12 protein-coding genes and 1 other RNA gene are annotated in these 12,273 nt (G+C 71.6%); 10 read left to right on the top strand and 3 right to left on the bottom strand.

Annotated features, from left to right (window positions below):
• Positions 1-2 precede the first annotated feature (2 nt).
• On the bottom strand, positions 3-767 hold the full coding sequence (locus ACWGQ1_RS05225; protein ID WP_452312485.1) for an SDR family NAD(P)-dependent oxidoreductase: 765 nt from the start codon (positions 765-767) through the stop codon (positions 3-5).
• Positions 768-867: 100 nt separating this feature from the next.
• On the opposite strand from ACWGQ1_RS05225, the gene ACWGQ1_RS05230 reads away from it, so the two are divergent.
• Entirely contained in the window at positions 868-1,704 is an 837-nt protein-coding gene (locus ACWGQ1_RS05230; protein WP_136030234.1) for a helix-turn-helix transcriptional regulator, read from the top strand.
• Positions 1,705-1,716: 12 nt separating this feature from the next.
• Here the strand turns inward: ACWGQ1_RS05230 and ACWGQ1_RS05235 are convergent, their stop codons facing one another.
• Complete coding sequence (locus ACWGQ1_RS05235; protein ID WP_136046137.1) at positions 1,717-2,556, bottom strand: aldo/keto reductase; 840 nt, start codon at positions 2,554-2,556, stop codon at positions 1,717-1,719.
• Positions 2,557-2,628: 72 nt separating this feature from the next.
• Between ACWGQ1_RS05235 and ACWGQ1_RS05240 the strand changes: the two genes are divergently transcribed.
• The 6 genes from ACWGQ1_RS05240 to rnpB all read left to right on the top strand — a co-directional run bounded on the left by ACWGQ1_RS05240 (position 2,629) and on the right by rnpB (position 6,820).
• Positions 2,629-3,153 carry a PadR family transcriptional regulator gene (locus ACWGQ1_RS05240; RefSeq protein ID WP_136036159.1) on the top strand — a complete coding sequence of 175 codons (525 nt, stop codon included), beginning with the start codon at positions 2,629-2,631 and terminating at the stop codon, positions 3,151-3,153.
• Between the two features lie 25 nt (positions 3,154-3,178).
• Complete coding sequence (locus ACWGQ1_RS05245) at positions 3,179-3,556, top strand: hypothetical protein (protein ID WP_452312486.1); 378 nt, start codon at positions 3,179-3,181, stop codon at positions 3,554-3,556.
• Entirely contained in the window at positions 3,556-3,936 is a 381-nt protein-coding gene (locus ACWGQ1_RS05250) for a YchJ family metal-binding protein (protein WP_452312487.1), read from the top strand. The genes ACWGQ1_RS05245 and ACWGQ1_RS05250 overlap by 1 nt, the downstream gene beginning before the upstream one ends.
• A gap of 36 nt (positions 3,937-3,972) precedes the next feature.
• Positions 3,973-4,707: a zinc ribbon domain-containing protein gene (locus ACWGQ1_RS05255; RefSeq protein WP_136030244.1), complete on the top strand. Its 735-nt coding sequence runs from the start codon at positions 3,973-3,975 to the stop codon at positions 4,705-4,707.
• 22 nt (positions 4,708-4,729) lie between these two features.
• Positions 4,730-6,430: a bifunctional 3'-5' exonuclease/DNA polymerase gene (locus ACWGQ1_RS05260; RefSeq protein ID WP_452312488.1), complete on the top strand. Its 1,701-nt coding sequence runs from the start codon at positions 4,730-4,732 to the stop codon at positions 6,428-6,430.
• A 23-nt stretch (positions 6,431-6,453) separates the two neighbouring features.
• Positions 6,454-6,820: RNase P RNA component class A (rnpB, locus tag ACWGQ1_RS05265), an RNA gene on the top strand.
• A gap of 58 nt (positions 6,821-6,878) precedes the next feature.
• On the opposite strand, the gene ppgK is transcribed toward rnpB, so the two are convergent.
• Positions 6,879-7,625, bottom strand: a complete 747-nt coding sequence (gene ppgK, locus ACWGQ1_RS05270; RefSeq protein WP_136036155.1) for a polyphosphate--glucose phosphotransferase — start codon at positions 7,623-7,625, stop codon at positions 6,879-6,881.
• An 81-nt stretch (positions 7,626-7,706) separates the two neighbouring features.
• On the opposite strand from ppgK, the gene ACWGQ1_RS05275 reads away from it, so the two are divergent.
• From ACWGQ1_RS05275 to ACWGQ1_RS05285, 3 genes are read left to right on the top strand one after another with little or no spacing between them, the layout of a single operon-like run.
• Positions 7,707-7,949, top strand: coding sequence for an SPOR domain-containing protein (locus tag ACWGQ1_RS05275; protein WP_136030250.1), 243 nt, complete (start codon positions 7,707-7,709; stop codon positions 7,947-7,949).
• Between the two features lie 2 nt (positions 7,950-7,951).
• The gene (glnA, locus tag ACWGQ1_RS05280; protein WP_136030252.1) at positions 7,952-9,289 is read left to right on the top strand and encodes a type I glutamate--ammonia ligase; all 1,338 of its coding nucleotides are present in this window, start codon (positions 7,952-7,954) and stop codon (positions 9,287-9,289) included.
• A gap of 8 nt (positions 9,290-9,297) precedes the next feature.
• A complete protein-coding gene (locus ACWGQ1_RS05285; RefSeq protein ID WP_452312489.1) occupies positions 9,298-12,273 on the top strand; it encodes a bifunctional [glutamine synthetase] adenylyltransferase/[glutamine synthetase]-adenylyl-L-tyrosine phosphorylase in 2,976 nt (991 codons plus the stop codon).

Here is a 12,273-nt window from a genome sequence, read left to right on the forward strand (position 1 = left end):
CCTCAGCGGGCGTGACGATCGGTGCTGTTGAGCGCGGCGACGACGCGGGCGTAGTCCCCCCTCGCCTCGGCGTGGCGCAGGAACTTGACGCGCTCGACCTGCACCTCGGGCGCCTCCGGGTCGGTCTCGATGAGCGCCATGACCTCGTCGGCGAACTCGACGAGAGGCATCGCCGACTCGTCCTGCTCCTGCCCGGGCATGAGAGCGGTGCGCACCGCCGGCGGCTCCAGCTCGACGACGGAGATGCTCGTGCCGGCGAACTGCAGGCGGAGGGATTCGCTGAGCATGTGGATCGCGGCCTTGCTGGCGTTGTAGGTCGGCGTCGCCTTGAGCGGGACGAACGCGAGCCCGGACGTCACGGTCATGATCGTCGCGGCGGGCTGCGCGCGCAGGTGCTCGACGAACGCGGCGATCAGACGGATCGGCCCGAGGACGTTGGTGGTCACGATCTCCTCGGCGGTCGCGAGGAAGCCGTCGGGTGAGCGCCAGTCCTCGGCGCGCATGATGCCCGCCATGGTGACGAGCACGTTCAGCGCCGGATGCTCGGCGAGGACGGTGCGGGCGGCTGCCTGGATGCTGTCGGCGTCCGCGGTGTCGATCTGCACGGTGTGGATGCCGGGGTGCGCGTCGGCGATCGCGGTGAGCCGGTCGGCACGCCGCCCGCCGACGATCACGGTGTTCCCGCGTTCGTGGAGTCGGAGGGCCAGCGCGAGGCCGATGCCGCTGGTCGCGCCGGGGATGAAGATGGTGTTTCCGGTGATGTCCATGGTTCCAGCGTCGACGGCGGCGGCTGGTCGCTCCAGAGAGGGATCGTCCAGGGACCGCCGATCCCTGGTTCGGGTGCCGCGGCGGGGGGATACTTCAGGAATGGATCGTGATGCGCTGGCCGACTTCCTGCTGCGCCGCCGGGAGGCGTTGACGCCCGCCGACGTGGGGCTGCCCGCGGGAGCGCGCCGCCGAACCGCCGGTCTGCGGCGCGAGGAGGTGGCCCAGCTGGCCACGATGTCGACGGACTACTACGCACGCCTGGAGCAGCGGAGAGGACCACAGCCGAGCGTGCAGATCCTCGGCTCGCTCGCCAGGGCGCTGCGGCTGACCGAGGACGAGCGCGACTACCTGTTCCGGTTGAGCGGCCACAGCGCCCCGGATCGCGTCACGGCGACCGACTACGTGCGGCCGGGGATCCTCCGGGTGCTGGACCGGCTGCACGACACGCCGGCGTTCGTGGTGTCGGTGCTCGACGAGGTGCTCGTGCAGAACGACGCCTCCCGGGCGCTGATCGGCGATGCGGGAAGCCTGACCGGGATGGATCGCAGCGGGATCTACCGCTGGTTCGCCTCCCCGGAGACGGAGCGCCTCCGCTATCGCGAGGTCGATCACGTGCGGCAGTCGCGGTCTCTCGTGGCGACGCTCAGGGCCGCGCATGCGGTCCCCGGTGCGCGCTCCCGCGCCTGCGAGATGGTCACGGCCCTCTCGGCCATGAGCGACGAGTTCGTGCGGTTGTGGGAGGCGCACGAGGTGAGCCGTCGCTTCGAGCAGCACAAGGTGATGGTGCACCCGGAGCTCGGCGAGATCGAGGTCGACTGCCAGGCGCTGTTCACGGAGGACGAGTCGCAGGCGCTGATCGTGCTGACCGCGCCGCGGGGGAGCGAGGCGGCCGGCAAGCTGGAGTTCCTGCGGGTGCTGGGGACGCAGACCGTCTGAGCGCTCCCGCGGTCAGGACTCCTCGTGGACGGCGGGGTCCGCGTCGAAGAGCCGTCCGTCCGGGCGACCGAGTGCGGTGATCGCGGCCACCTCGGCGTCGTCGAGCACGATCTCCGCCGCGGCGAGGTTGTCGAGCTGGTGAGCGAGCGACGAGGCCTTGGGGATCGCCACGGTCCCCCGGGCGACGTGCCAGGCCAGCACCGCCTGCGCCGGTGCGATGTCGTGTGCGGCGGCGACCTCCCTGATCACGGGCTCGTCGAGCAGCGCCTTCGCCCGGCCGATCGGACTCCACGCCTCGGTGATGATCCCCTGGGCGCGGTGGTGGGCGAGCTGCTCCTCCTGGGGGAAGTACGGGTGCACCTCGATCTGGTTGACCACGGGGCGGACGCCGGTCTCCCTCTCGATGCGCTCCAGGTGCTCCGGCAGGAAGTTCGACACGCCGATCTGCCGCACGACGCCGCGGGACTGGGCCTCGACGAGCGCGGTCCACGCGGGGACGTACTCGTCCTGGTGCGGGTTCGGCCAGTGGATCAGGTGGAGATCGGTCGCATCGAGCCCGAGCCGGGAGCGGCTCTCCTCGATGCTGATCCGCGCCCGGTCGGCGGGGTGGTGTCGGCCGGGCAGCTTGGTGGTGACGATGATCTCGGCGCGCTCGACGTCGGCGGCGGCGACACCGCGCCCGACGGACCCCTCGTTCTCGTAGTTGAAGGCCGTGTCGATGAGGCGGTAGCCCGCGCCGATGGCCGCGGCGACGGCGTCGGCTCCCGCATCGCCGTCGAGGCGATAGGTGCCCAGCCCGATCGCGGGAAGGGTGAAGCCGTTGTGGGCGGTGACGGTGGGGATGGCGGGCATCGGTGCTCCTTCGGGTGGCTTGTGTTCAGCGTAGGCCTTGTCCGCAATATCCCTAAGAGGTATATCTGGAGCATGCAGTTCCTCATCCTCGGGATCCTTCTGGACGCTCCGCTCACGCTCTACGACGTGCACAAGCGGTTCCGCGCCGGGATCTCGCTCTTCTACGCCGCGAGCTTCGGAAGCATCCAGCGCGCCCTCCGTCAGCTCGAGTCGCAGGGCTGGGCACGCGTGGACGAGGCGGCCGCGAACGGTCGGGGAAGGAAGCTGTACCGCGTGACGGCGGAGGGGCGTCGGTCCTGGCACACGTGGATGACGTCGCCGCTCACCGGATCCGACCCCGAGCCCCTGATGCTCGCGCGGATCCACCTCCTGGGACACCTCCCGCCCGCGGAGCGTCCGCTGTGCGTCGAGGTCATCCGCACACGGATCGCGGAGGACCAGTCCCGGCTCGCCGCGCTGGCGGAGGAGCTCGATGCGACCGACGTGCCTGAGGCCGTGCGCGAGCTGTACCGCTTCCGTCGCGCGACCCTCGACTACGGTCTCCGCTCGCACGGGCTCGCGCTCTCCTGGCTCGACGATCTCGACCTGTCCGCATGACTCCCGACACCCTGGAGGTCTCCGCATGCTCGCCGTCGCTCTGACGGGCGCCCTCGTCCTTCTCGCGGCTCTGACGCTGTTCCAGGTCGCCCTCATCTTCGGCGCGCCGCTCGGCCGCTTCGCCTGGGGCGGTGCGCACCGCGTTCTGCCCGTGCGGCTCCGCGTCGGCAGCATCGTCTCGGTCGTCCTCTACGCCGGGTTCGCCGCACTGCTGCTGAGCCGTGCGGGAGTCATCGCCGGGGGTGAGCTGCCCGTCGTCGTCGTGTCGTGCTGGGTGCTGTTCGCGTACTTCGTGATCGGGATCCTGCTCAATGCGATCTCCCAGAGTCCCGCGGAACGGTGGACCATGACCCCGGTGTGCGTGATGCTGGCAGGCATGACCCTGATCGTCGCGCTCTCGTGATGTCGTCCGCACGCTGCCCCTGCGGCTCCGGCAACCCGTTCGACGAGTGCTGCGCGCCCCTTCTCGGAGGTGCGCCCGCTCCGACCGCTGAGCGGCTCATGCGCTCCCGCTACACCGCTTTCTCCCGGGAGGACGCCGCGTACCTGCTGCGCACCTGGCATCCGAGCACGCGGCCCCGCGACGTCGAGTTCGACCGGGGTCTGGAGTGGCGTCGGCTGCTGATCGTCGACCGCGTGGCCGGGGGACCGCTCGACCGCGACGGCGTCGTGGAGTTCGAGGCGTTCTGGCGGCACGGCGCCGAGCGCGGCTCCCTGCGCGAGCGCAGCCGATTCGTCCGCGAGGGCCGCATGTGGCTCTACGTCGACGGCGTCATCGGCTGAGGCCCGGACGACGGCCGACCGACTAGATTTGAGAGCGTGAACGCCACCCCGGAGAACCAGCGCACCCTGCTCGACATCGCGGACCTCGACCGGCGCATCGCGCAGGCCGAGCGCGCCCGCACCCAGCCGAGTCAGGCGGCGCGGATCACCGAGCTCGTCGCCGTCCGCCAGGAGCAGCTCCGCGAGCTCACGGTTCTCACCGGCGCGCGGGACGATGCGCGGGCCGAGCTCGCGCGGCTGGAGTCCGACGTGTCCCTGGCCGAACAGCGCCGGGACCGCGACACCGCGCGTCTGGCGGCGGCGACCAACGCGAAGGAGGCGCAGGCGCTCGAGCACGAGCTCGCCAGCCTGGCCAAGCGCCTGAGCGATCTGGAAGACGCGGAGCTCGACGTGATGGGGCGCGTGGAAGAGGCCGATGCCGCCGTCGCCGCTCAGCAGGCGCTGCTCGACACGACCACGACCGAGGGCACGGCCCTGACCGCGCAGGCGAAGGCCGACGTGGCGGCGGCCACCGAGCTCGGCGCTCAGCTGACGCGTGACCGGGAGGCCGTCGCCGGCTCGATCCCCGCCCCGCTGCTGGCGGAGTACGACCGCCGCGCGCAGAACAGCGCGGGGGCGGCGCTCCTCACCCGCGGCACCTGCGAGGGCTGCCGCATGATGCTCCCTGGCACCGACCTCAACGAGATCCGCCGAGCCCCGGAGGACGCCGTGGTCTCCTGCCCCGAGTGCGGCTGCATCCTCGTCCGCACCGAGGAGTCGGGGCTCTCGTGAGCGCATCCGTCGTGCACCGCCGATGACGGTGCCGGCGTCGGGCACGGAGCGCCGCATCGCCCTGATCGCGCTCGGGGCGGCCGAGTACGCGGCGGTCGAGCTCGACGAGCACGACCGGGAGAGCGGTCGGACGCTCGTGCCCGCGGGCGAACTCGCGTCCTGGGTCGCCGCGACGGAGGCGGAGGACGGCCCCCGGTGGATCCTGCGCTCGGCCGCCGAGGTGTACGCACTGCTGCTGCGGGAGGGAGTCCGCATCGGCCGCAGTCACGACCTGGTCCTGTGCCATGCGATCTTGCGGGACACCGCGACGGTGCCCGCGCCGCTGCCTCCGTCTGCCGCCTGGGAGCCGCGGCAGCCCGCCGACGCGACGCCCTCCCTGTTCGACGCGTTCGACGAGGAATCGGGGGAGACCGCGGTCGTCGCGGCCCTGGAGCAGTACCGCGCGCAACGCCGGGTGATCGCCGCCGCGCGGGACGGGCGGCTGACGCTCCTGTGCGCCGCCGAGTCCGCAGGTGGCCTGATCGCCGAGGAGATGCGCGCCGCCGGGTTGCCCTGGGACACGGCGGTGCACGACGCGATCCTCACCGAGACCCTCGGCGCCCGGCCCGCGGGCGGCGGTCTTCCCCGGCACATGGTGGAGCGTGCGGACGAGGTGCGAGCGCTCCTCGGCGATGCGACTCTCCACCTGGACAGCCAGCCCAAGCTGCTGCGCGCCCTGCATCGCGTCGGAGTGCAGGTCGAGTCCACGAGCAAGTGGGAGCTGTCGACGCAGGACCATCCCGTCGTCGAGCCGCTGCTGGCGTACAAGAAGCTGTCCCGGCTGCTGAGCGCGAACGGGTGGACGTGGCTGTCCGAGTGGGTGCACGAGGGGCGGTTCCGTCCGGTCTACATCCCCGGTGGCGTGGTCACGGGGCGCTGGGCCTCGGCCGGCGGGGGAGCGCTGCAGCTGCCGCGGAACCTGCGACCCGCCGTGCGGGCCGACCCCGGATGGACGCTGGTGGTCGCGGATGTCGCGCAGCTGGAGCCGCGGATGCTGGCGGCCATGGCGGCGGATGAAGCGATGGCCGAGGCGGCGCGCGGTGGCGACCTCTACGCGGGTGTCGTGGCGTCGGGCGCGGTCGCGACCCGTGAAGAGGCGAAGTACGCGGTGCTCGGGGCCATGTACGGCGCGACGAGCGGCGACAGCGGCCGTCTGGTGCCACGGTTGCGCCGCGTCTACCCGCGCGCCATGGCCCTCGTCGACGAGGCGGCGCGCACGGGAGAGGACGGCGGGATCGTCTCGACGTGGCTGGGCCGGTCCTCGCCGCGGCCGTCGGACGAGTGGATGCGGTTGCAGTCGGATGCGACGGCCGCGGAGGCCGATCCCGCCGTGGTGGCCCTCGCTCGTCGGCGAGCCCGGGACTGGGGACGCTTCACCCGCAACTTCGTGGTGCAGGGCACGGCGGCCGAGTGGTCGCTCATCTGGCTCGCCGAGATCCGACACCGGCTGCAGCAGCTGCCGCCCGTGTTCGGGGCCGCCGAGGCCTCCGGCCCGTTCGCCCGCGAGCCGCATCTGGCGTTCTTCCTGCACGACGAGATCGTCGTGCACACTCCGCGCGAGCACGCCGAGGCTGCTGCGGCTGCGGTGCGGGAGGCGGCGGAGGTCGCGACGACCCGCCTGTTCGGCACGTTCCCGATCGAGGTGCCGCTCGACCTGCGCATCGCGGATTCCGCGGAGAAGTGAGCGCCGTAGACTGGTGGGGCGAATGGGTCGGCTGGACGGTCGCGTGGCGGGTGACCGCACCGAGGAACGTCCGGGCTCCACAGGGCAGGGCGGTGGGTAACACCCACCCGGAGTGATCCGCGAGAAAGTGCCACAGAGAGCAGACCGCCCGTGATCCTCGGATCGCGGGTAAGGGTGAAAGGGTGGTGTAAGAGACCACCGGGGGCCGTGGTGACACGGCCCGCCAGGTAAACCTCGCCCGGAGCAAGGTCAGACAGAGGATGTTGACGCGGCCCGCCGAGTCCTCGGGTAGACCGCTGGAGCGGCACGGCAACGTGTCGCCGAGAGAGATGGCCGTCGAAGGGGCGAAGAACCCCGGAACAGAACCCGGCGTACAGGCCGGCCCATTCGCCCCACGAGGAAAGGCCCCGCAGATGCTCTGCGGGGCCTTCCACGAGTCGCGCTGGTGTCAGTCGCCGGCGAGTGACGCGGCGCCGATGATGCCCGAGTTGTTGCGGTGGATCGCCGGGACGATCGGGGTCTTGAGGTCGAGCAGCGGGAGGAAGTCGCCCGCGTTCTTCGACACCCCGCCGCCGACCACGAACAGGTCGGGGCTGAAGATGAACTCGATGTGGGAGTAGAACTCCTGCAGCCGCTCCGCCCACTCGGCCCAGCTGAGCCCTTCGCGCTCGCGGGCGGAGGTGGCCGCCCAGGTCTCCACCGACTCGAAGCCGCGGAAGTTGAGGTGGCCGAGCTCGGTGTTGGGCAGCAGCACGCCGTCGTAGAGGAAGGCCGAGCCGATCCCGGTTCCGAGAGTGGTGAGCAGCGTGAAGCCGATCACGTCGCGCGCGGCACCGTGGCGAGCCTCGGCCACACCCGCCGCGTCGGCGTCGTTCACGAACACGATGTTGCGGCCGAGCCCGTCGCGGAAGAACCGCTCCGCGTCGAAGTCGATCCACTTCTTGGACACGTTGGCGGCGGACAGGGTCTTGCCGCGCTTGACGATCGCCGGGAAGGCCACGCCGAGGGGGAGCGTCGACTCGTGCACGTCGAGGGTCTTGAGCACGGTCTGCACGGCGAGGAGCACGTCCTCCGGCGCCGCACCCTCCGGGGTGGGCACGCGTACCCGATCCGAGGCCATGGTGCCGTGTTCGAGGTCGACGATTCCCGCTTTGATACCCGTGCCGCCGATGTCGACGCCGATCGCTTTTGCCATGGCCGATAGCTTAGCGACCGCTGTGTGCGCCAGTAGGATCGATGACATCACCCGAACGACTCGCGGGAAGAAGGAGAAGCCATGACCGACGGCGATCACAAGTACTGGTACAACTCCGCCACTGGCGAGGTCGAGTTCGGCATGCTGTCGCCCTCGATCGACCGCGTCGGCCCCTTCGACACCGAGGCCGAGGCGCGTCGTGCGCCCGAGGTCCTCCAGGAGCGGTCGCGTGCCTGGGCCGAGGAGGAGGCCGCGGAGCAGGGCTGGGACGCGAAGCCGTCGAGCGGCTTCGGCTCCGACGCGAAGGGCCAGGGCGCAGAGTAGCCATGGACAAGCAGAGGGACTTCGTGCTTCGCACGATCGAGGAGCGCGGCGTCAAGTTCGTGCGGCTGTGGTTCACCGACGTGATCGGCACGCTGAAGTCGGTCGCGATCGCGCCGGCCGAGGTCGAGGGGGCGTTCGCGGAGGGCATCGGCTTCGACGGCTCGGCCATCGAGGGCCTCACCCGCACGTACGAGTCCGATCTGCTGGCGCAGCCCGACCCGACCACGTTCCAGACGCTGCCGTGGCGCGGGGAGATCGACCCGACGGCGCGCATGTTCTGCGACCTCACCACCCCGGACGGGCAGCCGGCGGTGGCGGATCCGCGTCACGTGCTCAAGCGTGCGCTCGCGAAGGCCGCTGACGCGGGCTTCACGTTCTACACGCACCCGGAGATCGAGTTCTACCTGCTCAAGTCCTCGTCGTTCGGGCCGGAGGGTCCGGTCCCGGTCGACTCCGCCGGGTACTTCGACAACGTGCCGGGCGGTACGGCCCATGACTTCCGGCGCCGCTCGGTGCGCATGCTCGAAGACCTCGGCATCTCGGTGGAGTTCAGCCACCACGAGGGCGGTCCCGGCCAGAACGAGATTGACCTGCGCTACGCCGACGCCCTCACCACGGCCGACAATGTCATGACGTTCCGCACCGTGATCAAGGAGGTGGCCATCGAGCAGGGCGTGTACGCCACGTTCATGCCGAAGCCGCTCAGCGGTCAGCCCGGCAGCGGCATGCACACGCACATGTCGCTGTTCGAGGGCGATCAGAACGCGTTCTACGAGGAGGGGGCGAAGTACCAGCTGTCCAAGACGGGCCGTCACTTCATCGCCGGGCTCCTGCGGCACGCGAACGAGATCTCCGCCGTGACCAACCAGTTCGTCAACTCGTACAAGCGGCTGTGGGGCGGCGACGAGGCCCCCAGCTTCATCACGTGGGGTCACAACAACCGTTCGGCGCTCGTCCGGGTGCCGATGTACAAGCCGAACAAGGGGCAGTCGTCGCGCGTGGAGTACCGCGCGCTCGACTCGGCCGCGAACCCCTATCTGGCTTACGCGCTCATGCTCGCCGCCGGCCTCAAGGGCATCGAGGAGGGGTACGAGCTGCCGCCGGAGGCCGAGGACAACGTGTGGGCGCTGAGCGACGCCGAGCGCCGTGCGCTGGGCTACTCCGCCCTGCCCGCGAGCCTCGACCACGCGCTGGAGTACATGGAGGAGTCCGAGCTCGTGGCCGAGACGCTGGGCGAGCAGGTGTTCAACTACGTGCTGCTCAACAAGCGCAAGGAGTGGGAGGCGTACCGCGGGCAGGTCACGCCGCTGGAGCTGAAGAACAACCTCGAGCTCCTCTGAGGCGCGGCATGGCCCGACCCGACGCCTCCGTCTCGCTCTCCGCGCTCGCACGGATCGGTTTCTCCGAGCTGTCCGAGGCCGCCGCGTCGCTGGCAGAGCTGGAGTCGTTGCTGGGCCGACCCCGTGCGGGGCTGCTCGACGGCATGGGCGCCGCAGACCCGGATGCCGCGGTGCGCGGTCTGCTCCGGGTGGCGCGCCGTGACCCGGAGGCGGTGCGGCCGCTCGTCGACGATGCGGAGGCCCGCCCCACGGTGTGGCGGGTGTTCGGCGCCTCGACCGGGCTCGCCGAGTTCTTCCTGCGCCACCCCGCACAGCTCTCCGTGCTCAGCGAGCCCGTGTCGGCGCTGTCATCGGCCGACGCGCTGCGCAGCCGCCTCCTCGCCGCCGTGGACGCCAGCGACGGTGTCGCGGCGGCGGGCGACGACGACGCGGTCGTGGCGGTGCGCGTGGCGTATCGGCGTGAGCTCGCCGCGATCGCCGCGTTCGACCTCGCGCACGAGCGCCCGGAGGACGCGGTGCCCGCGGTCGCCGCGGCGCTTGCCGACCTCGCCGGTGCGGCGCTGGAGGCGGCGCTGGCGGTAGCGCGGGCGCGGCTGCGCGCGAGCACCGGCCACGACGAGCTCGCCGCGACCCGGCTCGCGATCATCGGCATGGGCAAGGCCGGCGCGCGGGAGCTGAACTACGTCAGCGACGTCGACGTCATCTTCGTCGCGGGAACCGCCGATGACGCGGTCGTGTCGGAGGCACGGGCCATCGACATCGCGACGCGACTGGCGCGCGAGACGATGCGTGCCCTCAGCGCGATCGAGGTCGAGCCGCCCCTGTGGGAGGTCGATGCGGCGCTGCGGCCCGAGGGCAAGCAGGGGGCCCTGGTGCGCTCGCTCGCCTCGCACGCCGCCTACTACGACCGCTGGGCGAAGGGGTGGGAGTTCCAGGCGCTGCTGAAGGCACGGCCGCTCGCGGGCGACCCCGTGCTGGGTGCGGAGTACATCGCGGCCGTGCAGCCCCTCGTGTGGTCGAGCGCCGCGCGCGAGGAGTTCGTCGAGAACGTGCAGCGCATGCGCGAACGGGTCATGGAGCACATCGATCCGGAGGACGCGCCGTACCAGCTCAAGCTCGGCGCGGGCGGTCTGCGCGACATCGAGTTCACGGTTCAGCTCCTGCAGCTCGTGCACGGGCTGACCGACGAGACGCTGCGCACCCGCGGCACGCTGGAGAGCCTCGACGCCCTCGTCGACGGCGGGTACATCGGCCGGGCGGACGCGGCGACCTTCGCCGCCGACTACCGCGTGCTGCGGCTCATGGAGCACCGGTTGCAGTTGCGCGAGCTCTCCCGCACGCACCTGATGCCCCGCACGCCGGCCGGACGACGGTTCCTCGCCCGCGCGACCGGACTGGCCGACAGCGGCGACGCCATCTGGGCGCGCTGGGAGGCCGTGCGCCGCGAGGTGCGCGAGATCCACACGCGCCTGTTCTACCGCCCGCTGCTGAGCGCGGTCGCCGGTCTGCCGGAGGAGGAGCGCACGCTGTCGCTGGAGCAGGCGCACGACCGGCTCGCGGCGATCGGGTTCCGCGACCCGGCCGGGGCGCTGCGCCACATCGGTGCCCTGACGCGAGGGTTGAGCCGCAAGGCCACGATCCAGCGGCACCTGATGCCGATCATGGTGCGCTGGTTCGCCGACGGCAGCGACCCGGACTACGCGCTCCTGGCGTTCCGTCGCATCAGCGAGCGGCTGGGCGACACCTCGTGGTTCCTGCGGATGCTGCGGGATTCCTCCGGCGCGGCCGAGAGTCTCACGCGGCTGCTGTCGTCGTCCCGCTACATCGGGGAGCTGCTCGAGTGGATCCCGGAGTCCGTGGCCTGGCTCGACAGCACGGAGCGCCTGCGACCACGTGGCGCGGAGGCGCTGGACGAGGAGGCGCGGGCGATCCAGACGCGGCACGAGACGGTCGCGGACGCGCTGCGGGCGGTCAGGGCCCTGCGGCGGCGCGAGCTGCTGCGCACGGCCATGGGCGCGGTGCTCGACGTGCTCACGATCGAGGAGGTGGCGACGGCCCTCACCGACATCACCGCCGCGACGATCCAGGCCGGGCTGCGCGCGGTGATGCGTGAGGTCGTGCCGCCGGAGGACGCGGCGCTCGACTTCGCCGTGATCGCGATGGGCCGGTTCGGCGGTGGCGAGCTCGGGTTCGGCTCCGACGCGGACGTGCTGTACGTGTACGACGCGAACGGCGTGGATCCGCAGCGCGCCGAGAAGCTCGCCACGAAGATCGTGGCGGGTCTGCGCGAGCACCTCACCGACCACCGGCTGCCGCTGGAGCTCGACGCCGGACTGCGTCCGGAGGGGCGCAACGGTCCGCTGGTGCGCTCGTTCGACGCGTACACGGCGTACTACCGTCGCTGGTCGCTGTCGTGGGAGGCGCAGGCGCTGCTGCGCGCGCAGGGCGTCGCGGGGAGCGTCAAGCTGATCGCGCGGTTCACGGAGCTCGCCGATTCGATCCGCTACCCCGACACGGTCGACCTCCAGGGGCTGAGGGAGATCAAGCGCATCAAGGCGCGGGTCGAGGGGGAGCGGCTGCCGCAGGGCACGGATCCGCGACGGCACCTCAAGCTCGGACCGGGAACCCTGAGCGACGTGGAGTGGCTCGTGCAGCTGCTGCAGCTGCAGCATGCGGCGGAGGTGCCGGGACTCCGCACCACCTCGACACTGCGGGCGCTGGACGCGGCGGTCGCTGCCGGGCTCGTGGAGGAGGAGGACGCGGAGCGTCTGCGCGCCGCCTGGCTGCTGTCGAGCCGGCTCCGGTCGGCCATCACCCTGCTCACCGGACAGACCAGCGACGTGCTCCCGGCCGACCGCCGGCAGCTCGACGCGCTGGCGCGGCTGCTGGGCTACCCGAACCGCGCGGCCACGCAGCTCGAGGAGGACTACCTGGGTGTCACGCGCCGGGCTCGGCGGACCTTCGAGCACCTGTTCTACGGGTGA

This window comes from Microbacterium sp. NPDC055599, from assembly GCF_053618975.1.